The organism is Pseudomonas sp. CC120222-01a, assembly GCF_003097235.1.
Lineage (GTDB): Bacteria > Pseudomonadota > Gammaproteobacteria > Pseudomonadales > Pseudomonadaceae > Aquipseudomonas.
Window position 1 is genome coordinate 150,949 of record NZ_QEQQ01000009.1, and the last position, 15,985, is coordinate 166,933.

Genomic DNA, 15,985 nt, shown 5'->3' on the forward strand with positions numbered 1-15,985 from the left:
CTCAGAGCAGCACCACATCATATTGTTCCTGCGAATACATCGACTCGACCTGGAAGCGAATGGTTCGGCCAATGAAGGTTTCCAGTTCGGCAACGTTGCCGGACTCCTCGTCCAGCAGGCGATCGACCACTTTCTGGTTGGCCAGCACGCGATAACCTTCCGCCTGGTAGGCACGGGCCTCGCGGAGGATCTCGCGGAAGATCTCGTAACAGATAGTCTCGGGGGTTTTCAGCTTGCCGCGCCCCTGACAGGCGATGCACGGCTCGCAGAGGACCTGTTCGAGGCTCTCGCGGGTACGCTTGCGGGTCATCTGCACCAGGCCCAGCTCGGTGATGCCGATGATGTTGGTCTTGGCGTGGTCGCGTTCCAGCTGCTTTTCCAGGGTGCGCAATACCTGGCGCTGGTGCTCCTCGTCTTCCATGTCGATGAAGTCGATGATGATGATCCCGCCAATGTTGCGCAGGCGCAGTTGCCGGGCGATGGCCGTGGCAGCTTCGAGGTTGGTCTTGAAGATGGTTTCTTCGAGGTTGCGGTGCCCGACGAACGCACCGGTGTTGACGTCAATGGTGGTCATCGCCTCGGCCGGGTCGACCACCAGGTAACCACCGGACTTGAGCGGCACCTTGCGCTCCAGGGCGCGCTGGATTTCGTCCTCGACCCCATACAGGTCGAAGATTGGCCGCTCACCCGGGTAATGCTCCAGGCGATCGGCGATTTCCGGCATCAGTTCGGCGACGAACTGCGTAGTTTTCTGGAAGGTTTCCCGCGAGTCGATGCGGATTTTCTCGATCTTCGGGTTGACCAGGTCACGCAGCGTGCGCAGGGCCAGGCCGAGGTCTTCATATATGACCGTGGGCGCGCCACAGGTCTGGATCTGGCTACCGATCTGCTCCCACAGGCGGCGCAGGTAGCGGATGTCCTGGAGGATTTCTTCAGCCCGCGCGCCCTCGGCAGCGGTACGCAGGATGAAGCCCCCGGCGTCCTTGATGTTCTCGCTGTCCATGCAGCTGCTGACCACCTGCTTGAGGCGCTCACGTTCGGCTTCGTCTTCGATCTTCAGGGAAATGCCGACATGGCTGCTGCGTGGCATGTACACCAGGTAACGCGAGGGGATCGACAGCTGCGTGGTCAGGCGTGCGCCCTTGGTACCGATCGGGTCCTTGGTCACCTGCACCACCAGCGCCTGGCCCTCATGCACCAGCGCGGTGATGTTCTCCACCGCCGAGCCTTCGCGCTGGGATATTTCCGACGCATGGATGAACGCCGCGCGCTCCAGGCCGATGTCGACGAATGCCGCCTGCATGCCGGGCAGCACCCGCACCACCTTGCCCTTGTAGATATTGCCGACGATGCCGCGGCGCTGGGTGCGCTCGACATGCACTTCCTGCAGCACCCCGTTTTCCACCACCGCCACACGCGATTCCATCGGGGTGATGTTGATCAGGATCTCTTCACTCATGGCAGGCTCTCGTCAAAGGTCTTCGGTAATGATGGATCGCGCATGCCGAGCTGGCTACCGCTGGTTTGTTACCTCTGGCAAAAGCGCCGGTACCTGCCAGCAGGCGATACCGAACCGGGCGAGCATGTCGGCCGTTTCGCTCAAGGGCAGGCCAACCACCGCCGAGTAACTGCCCTCGAGCGCGGTGACGAACACCGCGCCCAGGCCCTGGATGGCGTAGCCCCCTGCCTTGTCCGCAGGTTCGCCACTGGCCCAGTAGCGCTCGGCTTCTGCGGCATCGACAGGGCGAAAACGCACCGTGCTGCTGACGCACAGGCTCTCGCAGTGCTGGCCATCGCTCAAGGCCACGGCGGTCAGCACCTGGTGCTCGCGGCCGGCCAGGTCGGCCAGCATCGACAGGGCATGTTCACGGTTTTCCGGCTTGCCGAGAATACGACCATCGAGCACCACCGCCGTGTCGGCGCCCAGCGCCACGGCCGGGCCTTCAAGCGTGGCCAGGCCGGCTTCGGCCTTGGCCCGGGCCAGGCGCTCGACATAGGCCTCGGCGCTTTCGCCGGGCAGCGGGGTTTCATCGATGGGTGCACTGACGACGGTGAACGGCACGCCGATCTGGCCGAGCAGTTCACGCCGGCGCGGTGAGCCGGAGGCGAGGTAGAGTGGTTTCATCTAGACATCTCCCTGTCAGTGGCAGCGCCGTCAGTTGATACGCAAACGTCGGCGCAGGTCGCGCAGCGCGAAGCTGATCCACGGCCAGAGCAACGCACTGATCACGGCTGACCAGACCAACGCCAGGGTTGGCAGGCGGTTGCCGGTGAGCGCGCTCAGCCACAGCTGGATCAGTTGGGCGATTCCGAAGATCACCAGGATCACCAGGCTCTGCTGCCACAGCGGGAACATGCGCAGGCGCTGCTGCAGCGACAGCACGAGGAACGTGATCAGGGTGAGGATGAGCGCGTTCTGCCCCAGCAAGGTGCCATACAGCACGTCCTCGGCCAGCCCTAGAACGAAAGCAGTGGTCATACCCACCTTGTTCGGCACGTTCAAGGTCCAGAACGACACCAGCATCGCCAGCCACATGGGCCGGAACACTTCGAGGAACTGCGGCATGGGCGAAACGCTGAGCAGCAGGCCGATGGCGAACGTCAGCCAGATGACCCAACCGTGGTTACGGCGCGACTTGGCCATCATTGCCTCCGTGGATGGGCGGGAGCCGCCGGTGCGGCGGCGGGGGCTGCAGGCGCCTGCCCCGCAGCTGCCGGCACAGCCGGAGCCGCCGGAGCCGCCGGCTGTGCCGGGGCTGGGGCCGCTGCCGGGTGCTCGGCATTGGCGGCAGGTTGGCCAGTGCCTTTGCGATCGGCCTCTTCCTGGGCAATCGCTGCATCGGTGGCACGCTGCTCCGGGGTCCGGCGGTCACTGAACACCAGCAGCATGTAGCGGCTGCGGTTGAGTGCGGCGGTCGGAATGGCGCGGACGATGGCAAACGGCTGGCCGGAATCGTGGATCACTTCATTGACCGTAGCCACCGGGTAGCCGGCCGGGAAGCGCTGGCCCATGCCGGAGCTCACCAGCAGGTCACCTTCCTTGATGTCGGCGGTGTCGGCGACATGCCGCAGCTCCAGGCGCTCCGGGTTGCCGGTGCCGCTGGCGATGGCGCGCAGGCCGTTGCGATTGACCTGCACCGGAATGCTGTGGGTGGTGTCGGTCAGCAGCAGTACCCGCGAGGTATATGGCATCAGTTCGACCACCTGGCCCATCAGGCCACGGGCATCGAGCACCGGCTGGCCAAGGAACACGCCATCGCGCTCACCCTTGTTGATGAGGATGCGGTGGGTAAACGGGTTGGGGTCGACGCCGATCAGCTCGGCCACTTCGACTTTTTCGTTGACCAGCGCCGAGGAGTTGAGCAGCTCACGCAAGCGCACGTTCTGCTCGGTCAGGGCCGCCAGCTTCTGCAGGCGCCCCTGCAGCAGCAGGGCTTCGGTCTTGAGTTTTTCGTTTTCGGCGATCAGCTCGGTGCGGCTGCCGAACTGGCCGGCCACGCCTTGCCACGCTCGCTGCGGCAGGTCGGTGATCCAGTACGATTCCATGAGCACCAGGCCCATCTGGCTACGCACCGGCTTGAGCACGTCGAAACGCGCATCGACAACCATCAACGCGACCGACAGCACCACCAGTACCAGCAGGCGAACGCCCAGCGAAGGGCCCTTGGAGAAAAGCGGTTTAATGGGCCGTTCCTCGTGGACGACTCAGGAGGTCATTGGACATGGGACAACGCACCAGCCTGGTTGCGGGTTGACGGAAACGACGCCCGGATGGACGCCAGCCCAGCGCATACAGGTAGCACTGCACGTGCTACCTGTAAACCGGGCTTTCGAAAGCAGCGCGGATCACTCGCTGGAGAGCAGGTCCATCGCGTGCTTGTCCATCATCTCCAGAGCGCGACCGCCGCCACGGGCGACGCAGGTCAGCGGGTCTTCGGCGACGATCACCGGCAGGCCGGTTTCCTGGGCCAGCAGCTTGTCGAGGTCACGCAGCAGTGCACCACCACCGGTCAGCACCAGACCGCGCTCGGCGATGTCGGAGGCCAGCTCCGGCGGCGATTGCTCCAGGGCGCTCTTGACCGCCTGGACGATGGTCGCCAGGGATTCCTGCAGGGCTTCCAGGACTTCGTTCGAGTTCAGGGTGAAGGCGCGTGGTACGCCCTCGGCCAGGTTACGGCCGCGCACATCGACTTCGCGCACTTCGCCGCCCGGGTAGGCGGTGCCGATTTCCTGCTTGATGCGCTCGGCGGTGGATTCGCCGATCAGGCTGCCGTAGTTACGGCGTACGTAGGTGACGATGGCTTCGTCGAAGCGGTCGCCGCCAACGCGGACGGATTCGGCATAGACCACGCCGTTCAGCGAGATCAGTGCGATTTCGGTGGTACCACCACCGATATCGACGACCATCGAGCCACGGGCTTCTTCGACCGGCAGGCCGGCACCAATGGCAGCGGCCATCGGCTCTTCGATCAGGAACACTTCACGGGCACCGGCGCCCAGGGCCGACTCGCGAATGGCGCGGCGCTCTACCTGGGTCGATTTGCACGGTACGCAGATGAGCACACGTGGGCTCGGCTGCAGGAAGCTGTTCTCGTGAACCTTGTTGATGAAGTACTGCAGCATTTTTTCACAAACGCTGAAGTCGGCGATGACGCCGTCCTTCATCGGACGAATGGCAGCAATGTTACCTGGCGTACGGCCCAGCATGCGCTTGGCTTCGGTACCGACGGCGACGACGCTTTTCTGGTTGCCGTGGGTACGGATGGCAACAACCGAGGGCTCATTCAGGACGATACCGCGCTCACGCACGTAAATAAGGGTGTTGGCAGTCCCCAGGTCGATGGAAAGATCGCTGGAAAACATGCCACGCAGTTTCTTGAACATGGGAAAGTGACCCTGGGGAAAGCGTGGGTAAAAAAGTGCGGCAAACTCTAACAATGGCAGGGATTTTGGGCAAGGAGCCAATATGTTAAATTGGCTGTTTTTCCGAGCACGCCAGCAGATGATCGCGGCCGTTGGACCGCCAAAATGCTGACATGTTCCTCACCGCGGACCCTATTCGGTTCTTTGTTTCCCCTGGAGATCACCATGGCGCTTGAACGCAGCGACGTGGAAAAGATCGCCCATCTGGCCCGCCTGGGCCTGAATGAAGGCGAACTGCCACGCATTACTGACGCCCTGAACAGCATTCTCGGCCTGGTCGACCAGATGCAAGCGGTTGACACCACCGGCATCGAGCCCCTGGCCCACCCCCTGGAGGCCAGCCAGCGCCTGCGTCCCGACCAGGTCACCGAAAGCAACCAGCGCGACGCCTACCAGGCGATCGCACCGTCGACCGAAAGCGGTCTGTATCTGGTTCCGAAAGTCATCGAGTAAGGGATAGAGCCTGCCATGCATGAATTGACCCTGGCCGAGATCGCCCGCGGACTCGCCGACAAGTCGTTTTCCTCCGAAGAGCTGACCGGCGCCCTGCTGGCGCGCGTCAAGCAGATCGACCCACAGATCAACAGCTTCATCAGCGTCACCGAAGAGCTGGCCCTGGGCCAGGCGCGTGCCGCCGACGCCCGCCGCGCCGCTGGCGAGACCGGCGCACTGCTCGGTGCACCGATCGCCCACAAGGACCTGTTCTGCACCCTCGGCGTACGCACCAGCTGCGGCTCGAAGATGCTCGACAACTTCAAGGCGCCGTACGACGCCACCGTGGTCGCCAAACTGGCAGAAGCCGGCATGGTCACCCTGGGCAAGACCAACATGGACGAATTCGCCATGGGTTCGGCCAACGAATCCAGCCACTACGGCGCGGTGAAGAACCCGTGGAACCTCGAGCACGTGCCTGGCGGCTCGTCCGGTGGTTCGGCTGCGGCCGTGGCAGCGCGCCTGCTGCCGGCCACCACCGGCACCGACACCGGTGGCTCGATCCGCCAGCCAGCGGCTCTGACCAACCTCACCGGCCTCAAGCCGACGTACGGTCGCGTATCACGCTGGGGCATGATCGCCTACGCCTCCAGCCTCGACCAGGGTGGCCCACTGGCACGCACCGCCGAAGACTGCGCCCTGCTGCTGCAAGGCATGGCCGGCTTCGATGCCAAGGATTCCACCAGCATCGACGAGCCCGTGCCGGATTACAGCGCTGCACTCAACGGCTCGCTGCAGGGCCTGCGCATTGGCCTGCCGAAGGAGTACTTCGGTGCCGGCCTCGACCCGCGCATCGCCGAGCTGGTCCAGGCCAGCGTCAAGGAGCTGGAAAAGCTCGGTGCGGTAGTCAAGGAAATCAGCCTGCCGAACATGCAGCACGCGATCCCGGCGTACTACGTGATCGCCCCGGCCGAAGCTTCTTCCAACCTGTCGCGCTTCGACGGTGTGCGCTTCGGCTACCGCTGCGAAGAGCCGAAAGACCTGACCGACCTGTACAAGCGCTCCCGTGGCGAAGGCTTCGGCGCCGAAGTGCAGCGCCGTATCATGGTCGGCACCTACGCCCTGTCGGCCGGCTACTATGACGCCTACTACGTCAAGGCGCAGCAGATCCGCCGCCTGATCAAGAACGACTTCATGGCCGCCTTCAACGATGTCGACCTGATCCTCGGCCCAACCACGCCGAACCCGGCCTGGAAGCTTGGCGCCAAGAGCAGCGACCCGGTCGCCGCCTACCTGGAAGACGTCTACACCATCACCGCCAACCTGGCGGGCCTGCCGGGCCTGTCGATGCCAGCCGGCTTCGTCGATGGCCTGCCGGTCGGCGTGCAGCTGCTGGCCCCGTACTTCCAGGAAGGCCGCCTGCTCAACGTCGCGCACCGTTACCAGCAAGTCACCGACTGGCACACCCGCGCCCCTAACGGCTTCTGAGGAATTCACACATGCAATGGGAAGTTGTGATCGGGCTGGAGATTCATACCCAGCTGGCCACCCAGTCGAAGATCTTCTCCGGCAGCGCCACCACCTTCGGCTCCGAGCCGAACACCCAGGCCAGCCTGGTTGACCTGGGCATGCCCGGCGTACTGCCGGTGCTGAACCAGGAAGCCGTGCGCATGGCCTGCATGTTCGGCCTGGCGATCGATGCCGAGATCTGCAAGCGCAACGTGTTCGCGCGCAAGAACTACTTCTACCCCGACCTGCCCAAGGGCTACCAGATCAGCCAGATGGACCTGCCGATCGTCGGCAAGGGCCACTTGGACATCGCCCTGGAAGACGGCACCATCAAGCGCATCGGCGTTACCCGCGCGCACCTGGAAGAAGACGCCGGCAAGAGCCTGCACGAAGACTTCAGCGGCTCTACCGGCATCGACCTGAACCGCGCCGGCACGCCGCTGCTGGAAATCGTCTCCGAGCCGGACATGCGCAGCGCCAAGGAAGCCGTGGCCTACGTCAAGGCCATCCACGCCCTGGTGCGCTACCTGGGCATCTGTGACGGCAACATGGCCGAAGGCTCGCTGCGCTGCGACTGCAACGTGTCGATCCGCCCGAAAGGCCAGGCCGAGTTCGGCACCCGCTGCGAGATCAAGAACGTCAACTCGTTCCGCTTCATCGAGCGTGCGATCAACAGCGAGATCCAGCGCCAGATCGACCTGATCGAGGACGGCGGCAAGGTGGTGCAGGAAACCCGCCTGTACGACCCGAACAAGGACGAGACCCGCTCCATGCGCAGCAAGGAGGAGGCCAACGACTACCGTTACTTCCCCGATCCGGACCTGCTGCCGGTGGTGATCGAGGACAGCTTCCTCGAAACCGTCCGCGCCGGCCTGCCGGAGCTGCCGCCACAGAAGGTCGAGCGCTTCCAGAGCCAATACGGCCTGTCGGCCTACGACGCCAACGTGCTGGCATCCAGCCGCGAACAGGCGGACTACTTCGAAGAAGTGGTGAAGATCGGTGGCGACGCCAAACTGGCCGCCAACTGGGTCATGGTCGAACTGGGCAGCCTGCTGAACAAGCTGGGCATAGAGATCGACCAGGCGCCGGTCAGCGCCGCGCACCTGGGCGGCATGCTGCTGCGCATTCGCGACAACACCATCAGCGGCAAGATTGCCAAGACCGTGTTCGAGGCCATGGCCGCCGGTGAAGGCGATGCCGACAGCATCATCGAGAGCAAAGGCCTCAAGCAGGTCACCGACACCGGTGCGATCGACAAGATGCTCGACGAGATGCTCGCAGCCAACGCCGAACAGGTCGAACAGTATCGCGCCGCCGACGAGGCCAAGCGCGGCAAGATGTTCGGCTTCTTCGTCGGCCAGGCGATGAAGGCGTCCAAAGGCAAGGCCAACCCGGGGCAGGTGAACCAATTGCTCAAGGCCAAGCTCGAAGGGTGATTGTTTTACCCCTCTGACTCTTGCGAGGGCTTCGCCCTCGTTCGCGGGCACGCCCGCTCCCACAGGTGCAGCGCCGCTAACACATGCGGCGATGTACCTGTGGGAGCGGGCGCGCCCGCGAATGGCCATATAGGAGAGCACCTGACTTGCTAAAACGATCCCTCGGCACCCTGGCCCTGTTCTCCTTCCTGGCCGGCTGCGCCAGCCACGACATCGACCCGCGCGGTTACAACGAAACCGGCACCGCTTCCTATTACGGCTCGCGCCACCACGGCAAACGCACTGCCAGCGGCGAACCGTTCAACCAGCACGGCCTCACTGCCGCCCACCGCAGCCTGCCATTCGGCAGCCGGGTGCTGGTCACCAACCTGGCCAACGACCGCAGCGTAGTGGTCCGCATCAACGACCGCGGCCCGCATACCCGAGGCCGGTTGATCGACCTGTCACGTGCCGCAGCAGAAAAAATCGGCATGCTCCGTAGCGGAACGGCGCGCGTCCGGGTACAAGGTCTGAGCGACTGACCTGATACCCGTCCTGACTGGAGCCCGATTATTTTCGACCTGGCCACCCTCCCCACCTTCAGCCTGCTGCAAATGGGCGTTGCCCTGCTGCTGCTGATCGCCGGAGCCGAACTCCTGGTGCGCGCCGCCCTGCGCCTGGCCCAGCGCCTGCACGTGCGACCACTGATCATCGGCCTGAGCCTGGTGGCCTTCGGCAGTACCGCGCCACAGCTGACCGTGAGCCTGCAGGCCGCCTATCAAGGTGCGCCCGACGTGGCCGTGGGCAGCGTGATCGGCAGCAACATCTTCAACGTGCTGGTCATCCTCGGCCTGGCCGCGCTGATCATCCCGCTGCGGGTATCACGCCAACTGGTGCGCCTGGACATCCCGTTGATGATCGTTGCCAGCGGCCTGGTGTATGCGCTCTGTGCCAATGGCCACCTGGGCCGGGCCGAAGGGTTGTTGCTGCTGCTCGCCCTGGCCGGCTACCTGGCCATGCTGTGGCACCAGTCTCGCCACTATGCCCGCACCTATCCCGCCCAGCATGCCGGGGCTGCCAGCGCCGGGCGCTTCTGGTCCGGAACACTGCTGCAGGTGCTGTTCGGTCTTGGCCTGTTGAGCCTGGCCGGCCACCTGCTACTGGAAGCGGCCGTTGAAGTGGCCACCGATCTCGGCCTGTCCGAACGCGTCATCGGCCTGACGGTTGTGGCCGTGTGCACATCCCTGCCTGAGCTTGCCGCCGCGCTGATCGCCGCCATTCGCGGCGAGCGAGAGATTGCGGTAGGTACGGTGATCGGCAGCAACCTGTTCAACCTGCTGGCAGTGCTCGGCCTGACGGCGCTGATCACCCCTGAGCCGCTGAGCATCTCGCCCAATGCGCTGGCGTTCGACCTGCCGGTAATGCTGGGTGTCGCAGCCCTGAGCCTGCCCGTTTTCTACTCCGGCTACCGTGTCACCCGCGTCGAGGGGCTGGTGTTTCTCTGCCTGTATCTGGTCTATGGCCTGCATGTGGCAGCCTTCACCATGGGCATGCCGCTGGCCGGCCGCCTGGAGCGGTTGATGCTGTTCTACGTTCTGCCAGTGCTCGTCGTGGTGCTGTTGTTTACCACCGTGCGTGCCTGGCGCCGCCAACACTAAGGAAAACAACATGGCTGAGAGCAACAAGACCGGCGAACAGATTCGCCGCCAGGTGATGGGCGATGCCTTCGTCGACCGCGCCCTGGGCAATGCCACCGACTTTACCCAGCCCCTGCAGGACTTCGTCAACGAGCATGCCTGGGGCAGTGTCTGGTCACGTGACGGGCTACCGCTGAAAACCCGCAGCCTGATTACCCTGGCCACCCTGACGGCGCTCAAGTGCCCGCAGGAGCTGAAGGGACATGTGCGCGGGGCGTTGAACAATGGCTGTACGGTGGAGGAGATTCGCGAGGCATTGCTGCATTGCGCAGTCTATGCGGGAGTGCCGGCGGCGATCGATGCTTTCAGGGCCGCGCAGGAAGTCATCGACAGCTATCAGGCCTGATTTAGCCTTTTCAGGTCCGGCCTCTTCGCGGGCACGCCCGCTCCCACAAGTACTGCACTGCACCTGTGGGAGCGGGCGTGCCCGCGAAGAGGCCGGACCTGTCTTGCTTATTGGGCCTGGCGAGCCTTCTTCAGCTTGAAGGCCACCCACAGCACCGCAATCCACCCCGGAATCAGCATCACCGAGATGCGGATCGGTGGGGTCAGGTACATCACCACCAGAATCAGCACGATGAACGCCAGGCACAGGTAGTTGGTCAGCGGGTGCCCCCAGCTCTGGTAGAACGGGGTGATCCCGGCCGCCAGCTTGGCCTTGCGGAACTTCAGGTGGGTAATACTGATGCTGGCCCAGTTGATCACCAGCGCCGACACCGCCAGAGCCATCAACAGGCCGAACGCCTCACCGGGCATCAGGTAGTTGATCAGCACGCACAGGCCGGTCGCAAAGGCCGAAACGCCCAACGCCGTCAGTGGCACACCGCTGCGGCTCACCTTGAGCAGCTGGCGTGGCGCATCGCCTTGGCTGGCCAGGCCGAACAGCATGCGGCTGTTGGCGTACACGCAGCTGTTGTACACCGACAGCGCGGCAGTCAGCACCACGATGTTGAGAATGGTCGCCACCAGGTCGCTGTCCAGTTCGTGGAAAATCATCACGAACGGGCTGCCGCCCTGCACCACTTTCTGCCAGGGGTACAACGACAGCAGCACGGCCAGGGCGCCGATGTAGAAGATCAGGATGCGGTAGACCACCTGGTTGGTGGCTTTGGGGATGCTCTGGCGCGGGTTGTCAGCCTCGGCGGCGGTGATACCGACCAGCTCCAGGCCACCGAACGAGAACATGATCACCGCCAGCGCCATCACCAGCCCGGTCACGCCACTGGGGAAGAACCCGCCGTATTGCCACAGGTTGGCCACGCTGGCATCCGGGCCGCCGTGGCCGCTGGCCAGCAGCCAGGCACCGAAGCCGATCATGCTGACGATGGCCACCACCTTGACCAGGGCGAACCAGAACTCCATCTCGCCGTAGACCCTCACCTGGGTCAGGTTGATCAGGTTGATTGCCACGAAGAAGATCGCCGCCGTGGCCCAGGTCGGGAACTCCGGCCACCAGTACTGCACATAGATACCCACGGCCGTGAGTTCGGCCATGCCGACCAGCACGTACACCACCCAGTAGTTCCAACCGGAGACGAAACCGGCGAACTCGCTCCAGTATTGGTGGGCGAAGTGGCTGAAGCTGCCGGCGACCGGCTCCTCGACCACCATCTCACCCAATTGGCGCATGATGAAGAAGGCCATCAGGCCGGCGATGGCGTAGCCCAGCAAAACGGAGGGGCCGGCCAGCTGGATGGTCTGGGCGATGCCCAGAAACAGCCCGGTGCCGACGGCACCGCCCAGCGCGATCAGCTGGATATGGCGATTCTTCAACCCGCGCTTCAGCGGCTCGGGCGTGCTCTGGTCTTGCATGAAGTGTCCTTTGGCTCAGTGAGGCAGTGTTATTGCTGTTGTTTTGCAGTCAAGGATCTAGATCCATCCGCCCCACTGCAAGATGAAAATACCAATATTGGTGGTGATCGCCGCCATTAGCGTGGTAATCACGATGATCGAGGCCGCCAGTTCATGGTTACCGTTGGCGGCGCGGGCCATGACATAACTGGCCGCCGCCGTCGGGCTGCCGATGTAGAGGAACAGGATGCCCAGCTCGGCTCCGCGGAAACCGCACAACCAGGCCCCCAGGGTACCGATCAGTGGCAGCCAGACCATCTTCACCAGGCTGGCATCGATGGCCAGCCTGCCGCTGTCGCGCAGCGCCGCCAGCGACAGGGTGCCGCCGATGCAGATCAGCGCCAGCGGCAGGGTCATCTGCGCCAGGTAGTCACCCGAGGTGAGCAGCCAGTTGGGCAACGGCACCTGGCCGTAAGCCATCGGCGTGGCCACCAGCACGCTGATGATCAGCGGGTTGCTGAAAATGCTCTTGCAGATGCTCCAGGGGTCGGACTTGAGATCCGGGCTGTACACCGCCAGCACCACCGACGACAGCGAGTTGTACATGAGGATAACCAGGCCGGCGAGCACCGCCCCGAGGGAGATGCCGTAATCGCCATAAAGGCTGGCAGCCAGGGCCAGGCCGATCACGCCGTTGTTGCCGCGGAACGCGCCCTGGGTGTAGATACCGCGGTCAGCCAGCGGGCTGCGCCAGATTGCCATGCCCCAGGACACGGCGAAGCCGACCAGGGTGGCGGCGACGAAGTAGAGGATGACCTTGGGCTGCACCGCCGTGGCCAGGTCGGCGTGGTAGATGCCGAGGAACAGCAACGCTGGCATGCAGACGTTGAACACCAGCTGCGAGGCGACGCGGTTGAAATTGTCGTCGATCAGGTGGATGCGTTTGAGCAACACGCCCATGAACAGCATGGCGAAGACGGGCGCCGTGATGTTCAGCGTCTGGATAAGAAGGGCGAGCATGCGCAAGCGGTCCTGATGGGGTTGCCGTTAGGCGGCTAATGATACGCCAACGCGTCAGGAATTGCGGGGATCGAGCGGGACTTTAAACATGTTTCTGTCTGCACCGGCTTCTTCGCGGGCACGCCCGCTCCCACAGGGTTACGCGATCTCTGTGGGAGCGGGCGCGCCCGCGAAGAAGCCAACGCTGACTCAGCGGCGGACCGGGCGTTTCTGCAGTTTGCGCTGCAAGGTCCGGCGGTGCATGCCCAGCGCCCGCGCGGTGGCGGAGATATTGCCCTCGTGCTCGTTCAGCACGCGCTGGATGTGCTCCCACTGCAGGCGGTCCACCGACATCGGGTTTTCCGGCACCAGCGAGTCCAGGTCGGCATGCTCCGACAGCAGCGCTGCCAGCACATCGTCGGCGTCGGCCGGCTTGCACAGGTAGTTGCAGGCGCCACGCTTGACCGCCTCGACAGCGGTGGCGATGCTCGAGTAACCGGTGAGGATCACCACGCGCATCTCCGGGTCCAGCTCCAGCAGCTTGGGCAGCAGCACCAGGCCCGAGTCGCCTTCCATCTTCAGGTCCAGCGTGGCGTAGTCCGGCAGGTCCTGCTGGGCCAGGATCAGGCCCTCCTCGGCGGAGCCGGCAGTGCTTACGCGGAAACCACGGCGGCTCATGGCGCGGGCCATGACCCGGGTAAAGGTGGCGTCATCGTCCACCAGCAGCAGGTGCGGAAGTTCTTCGCCTTCGACCTGGTTTTCTTCGCTCATCATTCATCTCCTCGCTTGCCATGGGGCAGGCGCAGTTCGGTCAGGGTGCCACCCTGTTCATGACTATAGAGTTTCACCGAACCGCCCGCACGGGTCACGCTGGCCTTGCTCAAGAACAGGCCCAGGCCGAAGCCTTTGCCCTTGGTGGTAATGAAGGGTTTGCCGATCGCTTCGGCAATGGCCGGCGGCACGCCGGGGCCATGGTCGCGGATGCTGATCAGGATGTCCTGGGCGTCCCAGTCAAGGGTCACCTGCAGGTCATCGGGGCAGGCATCGGCAGCATTGTTCAGCAGGTTCAGCAGCGCCTGGGTCAAATCCGGTGGCGGCGTCAGGCGCGGAACCTGGCCGTCGCGCAGGCGCTGGAAGCGGTAGCTGGCCTCCGGGCGCATCAGGTGCCAGCGGTTCAGCGCCTCGTCGAGCCAGGCGGTGACGTCCTGTTCGACCACGGCCAGGCGGCGGTTGGCCTCGGCGGCGCGCACCAGCTGCTGCAGGGTTTCCTTGCACAGCTTGACCTGGTCCTGAAGGATCTGCAGGTCTTCCTGCAGCAGTGGGTCGGTGTGGTCCTGGCGCATTTCATTGAGCAGCACGCTCATGGTCGCCAAGGGCGTGCCCAGCTCATGGGCCGCACCGGCAGCCTGGGTGGCCACGGCCAGCAGCTGTTCATCACGCAGGCTTTCTTCGCGGCGTTCGGAACGCAGTTGCTCCTGGCGGCGCAGCTCCTCGGCCATGCGTGCGGCGAAGAAGGTAATCACGGCGGCGGCCAGGGCGATACTCAGCCACATGCCGTAGACCTGCATCTTGTCCCGCGCCATCGGCAGCCCTTCGAGCGGGTAGAACTGCACCAGCAGCAGGCTGTAGGCCGTCAGGGCGATGCCCGAGAGGATCAGCGAATACAGCCACGGCAAGGTCACCGCAGCGATTGCCAGCGGCACCAGGTAATAGGACACGAATGGGTTGGTCGAGCCACCTGAGTAGTACAACAAGGCACTGTGGATCAACAGGTCGCAGGCCAGCTGCAAGGCATATTCGGTCTCGGTGACCGGCAGTGACAGGCGCAGGCGCAAGGCAGTGAAGGCGCAGAGCAGCGACGACAGGGCCAGGGTCGCGGCCAGCGAAAGCCACGGCAGCGGCAGCAGGTCGGTCCAGTAGGCAACGCCCACGGAGCCTGCCTGGGCAGCCAGGACCAGAACGCGAATGACAGTCAGGCGCCAGAGGTTCTGGCGTGTTGCGGACAACGGTTGTGCGGCGGCGAGCATGCGCTCTCCCGATGAGTGCTCCAGGAAAATCGGCTGGAGTATACCGAAGCCGGGCGCCCCGCTGCAGCGATGCGGCAAAGCGCCACACTTTGTCACAAGTTCATAGTGGCACTTTTGAACCCACTACACTGGTCCCGGTCTGATGGGCCATGCGAGGGATGGATGGCCAGAACCCACGCCCATTATTGCCAAGGAGTAACACATGCACATTCCACGTCGCGGCGCGGCCCTGATTCTGTCCTGCGGCCTGCTCGCCAGCCTGCCGGCCCTGGCGGCCGACGAACCGCGCTACAACCAGGTATCGCTGCGCGCCGAAGTCAGCAAGGAAGTGGCGCGCGACCTGATGGTCGTGACCCTCTATAGCGAAGCGCAGAATACCGACCCGGGCAAGCTCGCCAAGCAGATCACCGAAACCATGAACAAGGCCGTGCAGCAGGCGCGCCAGGTCAAGGACGTGAAGATCAGCCAGGGCAGCCGCAACAGCTACCCGGTGTATGACAGCAAAGGCCAGAAGATCACCGGCTGGCGCGAGCGCGCCGAGCTACGCCTGGAAGGTGCCGACTTCCCGGCCCTGTCCCAGCTCACCGCCGACCTGCTGCAGGACCTGAAAATGGGCGGCATGGACTTCTCCATTGCCCCGGCCACGCGCAAGGCCAGCGAAGACGAGTTGCTCAAGGATGCGGTGAATGCGTTCAAGGCCCGTGCGCAGCTCGCCACCGAGGCACTAGGCGGCAAAGGCTATAAAGTGGTCAGCCTGAACCTCAACAGTTCCGGCTACCCGCGCCCTTACCTGCGCAGCGCGCCAATGGCGATGATGGCGAAGGCGGCAGACGAGGCGGCGCCCGCGCCGGATATCGAGGCGGGTACCAGTGAAGTCAGCATGAATGCCGATGGCCTGATCGAAGTGCAGATGCCGTAAAGCCACGAAGTACCTTGTGGGAGCGGGCATGCCCGCGAAGAAGCCACCGCAGTGGATGGCACGGGCTTCTGCCCGTGTTCGCGGGCATGCCCGCTCCCACAGGGACCGCGTCAAATTCAAACTACCGAGAAATTTCCTACGCACCATTGAGGTGCTTCCTACACCCTTTCCTGCCCCGAAACATCCCGCAAAAAGCCATCATTTTGCCCTCGCAAACGTTCAACTTCGCTGAAAGTTATACGAATGCGACATCCATGTACGCTCGTACTACTT

General features: G+C 63.9%; 16 protein-coding genes. 7 read left to right on the forward strand and 9 right to left on the reverse strand.

Translation table 11 applies throughout. From position 1 onward, the window contains the following. Position 1 precedes the first annotated feature (1 nt). The 5 genes from rng to mreB form a co-directional block, all read right to left on the reverse strand. Positions 2 to 1,459 (reverse strand): ribonuclease G, encoded by a 1,458-nt coding sequence (rng, locus tag N430_RS14015; RefSeq protein WP_110637481.1) that lies wholly within the window; start codon positions 1,457 to 1,459, stop codon positions 2 to 4. Positions 1,460 to 1,513: 54 nt separating this feature from the next. Further along, positions 1,514 to 2,125 carry a nucleoside triphosphate pyrophosphatase gene (locus N430_RS14020; RefSeq protein WP_110637482.1) on the reverse strand — a complete coding sequence of 204 codons (612 nt, stop codon included), beginning with the start codon at positions 2,123 to 2,125 and terminating at the stop codon, positions 1,514 to 1,516. 30 nt (positions 2,126 to 2,155) lie between these two features. Beyond that, positions 2,156 to 2,644: a rod shape-determining protein MreD gene (mreD, locus tag N430_RS14025; RefSeq protein ID WP_060511328.1), complete on the reverse strand. Its 489-nt coding sequence runs from the start codon at positions 2,642 to 2,644 to the stop codon at positions 2,156 to 2,158. Then, entirely contained in the window at positions 2,644 to 3,684 is a 1,041-nt protein-coding gene (gene mreC / locus N430_RS14030) for a rod shape-determining protein MreC (RefSeq protein WP_110637483.1), read from the reverse strand. The genes mreD and mreC overlap by 1 nt, the downstream gene beginning before the upstream one ends. 162 nt (positions 3,685 to 3,846) lie before the next feature. Continuing rightward, the gene (gene mreB, locus N430_RS14035) at positions 3,847 to 4,884 is read right to left on the reverse strand and encodes a rod shape-determining protein MreB (protein ID WP_003255163.1); all 1,038 of its coding nucleotides are present in this window, start codon (positions 4,882 to 4,884) and stop codon (positions 3,847 to 3,849) included. Positions 4,885 to 5,088: 204 nt separating this feature from the next. Here mreB and gatC point away from each other — a divergent pair, with 204 nt between their 5' ends. The 6 genes from gatC (at position 5,089) to N430_RS14065 (ending at position 10,322) form a co-directional block, all read left to right on the forward strand. Next, positions 5,089 to 5,376 carry an Asp-tRNA(Asn)/Glu-tRNA(Gln) amidotransferase subunit GatC gene (gene gatC / locus N430_RS14040; protein ID WP_110637484.1) on the forward strand — a complete coding sequence of 96 codons (288 nt, stop codon included), beginning with the start codon at positions 5,089 to 5,091 and terminating at the stop codon, positions 5,374 to 5,376. Positions 5,377 to 5,391: 15 nt separating this feature from the next. After that, complete coding sequence (gatA, locus tag N430_RS14045) at positions 5,392 to 6,843, forward strand: Asp-tRNA(Asn)/Glu-tRNA(Gln) amidotransferase subunit GatA (RefSeq protein ID WP_110637485.1); 1,452 nt, start codon at positions 5,392 to 5,394, stop codon at positions 6,841 to 6,843. An 11-nt stretch (positions 6,844 to 6,854) separates the two neighbouring features. Beyond that, positions 6,855 to 8,300 (forward strand): Asp-tRNA(Asn)/Glu-tRNA(Gln) amidotransferase subunit GatB, encoded by a 1,446-nt coding sequence (gene gatB, locus N430_RS14050; RefSeq protein WP_110637486.1) that lies wholly within the window; start codon positions 6,855 to 6,857, stop codon positions 8,298 to 8,300. Positions 8,301 to 8,446: 146 nt separating this feature from the next. Then, the gene (locus N430_RS14055) at positions 8,447 to 8,821 is read left to right on the forward strand and encodes a septal ring lytic transglycosylase RlpA family protein (RefSeq protein WP_082433675.1); all 375 of its coding nucleotides are present in this window, start codon (positions 8,447 to 8,449) and stop codon (positions 8,819 to 8,821) included. A gap of 72 nt (positions 8,822 to 8,893) precedes the next feature. Next, positions 8,894 to 9,937 carry a calcium/sodium antiporter gene (locus N430_RS14060; protein ID WP_110637487.1) on the forward strand — a complete coding sequence of 348 codons (1,044 nt, stop codon included), beginning with the start codon at positions 8,894 to 8,896 and terminating at the stop codon, positions 9,935 to 9,937. 10 nt (positions 9,938 to 9,947) lie between these two features. Next, entirely contained in the window at positions 9,948 to 10,322 is a 375-nt protein-coding gene (locus N430_RS14065) for a carboxymuconolactone decarboxylase family protein (RefSeq protein ID WP_110637488.1), read from the forward strand. A gap of 107 nt (positions 10,323 to 10,429) precedes the next feature. On the opposite strand, the gene N430_RS14070 is transcribed toward N430_RS14065, so the two are convergent. From N430_RS14070 to N430_RS14085, 4 genes are all read right to left on the reverse strand, one after another. Beyond that, the gene (locus N430_RS14070) at positions 10,430 to 11,788 is read right to left on the reverse strand and encodes an amino acid permease (RefSeq protein WP_110637489.1); all 1,359 of its coding nucleotides are present in this window, start codon (positions 11,786 to 11,788) and stop codon (positions 10,430 to 10,432) included. A gap of 57 nt (positions 11,789 to 11,845) precedes the next feature. After that, entirely contained in the window at positions 11,846 to 12,787 is a 942-nt protein-coding gene (locus N430_RS14075; protein ID WP_110637490.1) for an AEC family transporter, read from the reverse strand. Positions 12,788 to 12,976: 189 nt separating this feature from the next. Further along, the gene (locus N430_RS14080; RefSeq protein ID WP_079229623.1) at positions 12,977 to 13,537 is read right to left on the reverse strand and encodes a response regulator transcription factor; all 561 of its coding nucleotides are present in this window, start codon (positions 13,535 to 13,537) and stop codon (positions 12,977 to 12,979) included. Further along, a complete protein-coding gene (locus N430_RS14085; RefSeq protein ID WP_027920241.1) occupies positions 13,537 to 14,793 on the reverse strand; it encodes an ATP-binding protein in 1,257 nt (418 codons plus the stop codon). The genes N430_RS14080 and N430_RS14085 overlap by 1 nt, the downstream gene beginning before the upstream one ends. A gap of 202 nt (positions 14,794 to 14,995) precedes the next feature. On the opposite strand from N430_RS14085, the gene N430_RS14090 reads away from it, so the two are divergent. Beyond that, positions 14,996 to 15,712, forward strand: coding sequence for an SIMPL domain-containing protein (locus N430_RS14090; protein ID WP_110637491.1), 717 nt, complete (start codon positions 14,996 to 14,998; stop codon positions 15,710 to 15,712). Positions 15,713 to 15,985: the final 273 nt, after the last annotated feature.

Excerpts from the sequence above, each read along its gene's own strand:
- rng (WP_110637481.1), bottom strand. The coding sequence starts at position 1,459 with ATGAGTGAAGAGATCCTGATCAACATCACCCCGATGGAATCGCGTGTG.
- N430_RS14020 (WP_110637482.1), bottom strand. The coding sequence starts at position 2,125 with ATGAAACCACTCTACCTCGCCTCCGGCTCACCGCGCCGGCGTGAACTG.
- mreD (WP_060511328.1), bottom strand. The coding sequence starts at position 2,644 with ATGGCCAAGTCGCGCCGTAACCACGGTTGGGTCATCTGGCTGACGTTC.
- mreB (WP_003255163.1), bottom strand. The coding sequence starts at position 4,884 with ATGTTCAAGAAACTGCGTGGCATGTTTTCCAGCGATCTTTCCATCGAC.
- gatC (WP_110637484.1), top strand. The coding sequence starts at position 5,089 with ATGGCGCTTGAACGCAGCGACGTGGAAAAGATCGCCCATCTGGCCCGC.
- gatA (WP_110637485.1), top strand. The coding sequence starts at position 5,392 with ATGCATGAATTGACCCTGGCCGAGATCGCCCGCGGACTCGCCGACAAG.
- gatB (WP_110637486.1), top strand. The coding sequence starts at position 6,855 with ATGCAATGGGAAGTTGTGATCGGGCTGGAGATTCATACCCAGCTGGCC.
- N430_RS14060 (WP_110637487.1), top strand. The coding sequence starts at position 8,894 with ATGGGCGTTGCCCTGCTGCTGCTGATCGCCGGAGCCGAACTCCTGGTG.
- N430_RS14065 (WP_110637488.1), top strand. The coding sequence starts at position 9,948 with ATGGCTGAGAGCAACAAGACCGGCGAACAGATTCGCCGCCAGGTGATG.
- N430_RS14070 (WP_110637489.1), bottom strand. The coding sequence starts at position 11,788 with ATGCAAGACCAGAGCACGCCCGAGCCGCTGAAGCGCGGGTTGAAGAAT.
- N430_RS14075 (WP_110637490.1), bottom strand. The coding sequence starts at position 12,787 with ATGCTCGCCCTTCTTATCCAGACGCTGAACATCACGGCGCCCGTCTTC.
- N430_RS14080 (WP_079229623.1), bottom strand. The coding sequence starts at position 13,537 with ATGAGCGAAGAAAACCAGGTCGAAGGCGAAGAACTTCCGCACCTGCTG.
- N430_RS14085 (WP_027920241.1), bottom strand. The coding sequence starts at position 14,793 with ATGCTCGCCGCCGCACAACCGTTGTCCGCAACACGCCAGAACCTCTGG.
- N430_RS14090 (WP_110637491.1), top strand. The coding sequence starts at position 14,996 with ATGCACATTCCACGTCGCGGCGCGGCCCTGATTCTGTCCTGCGGCCTG.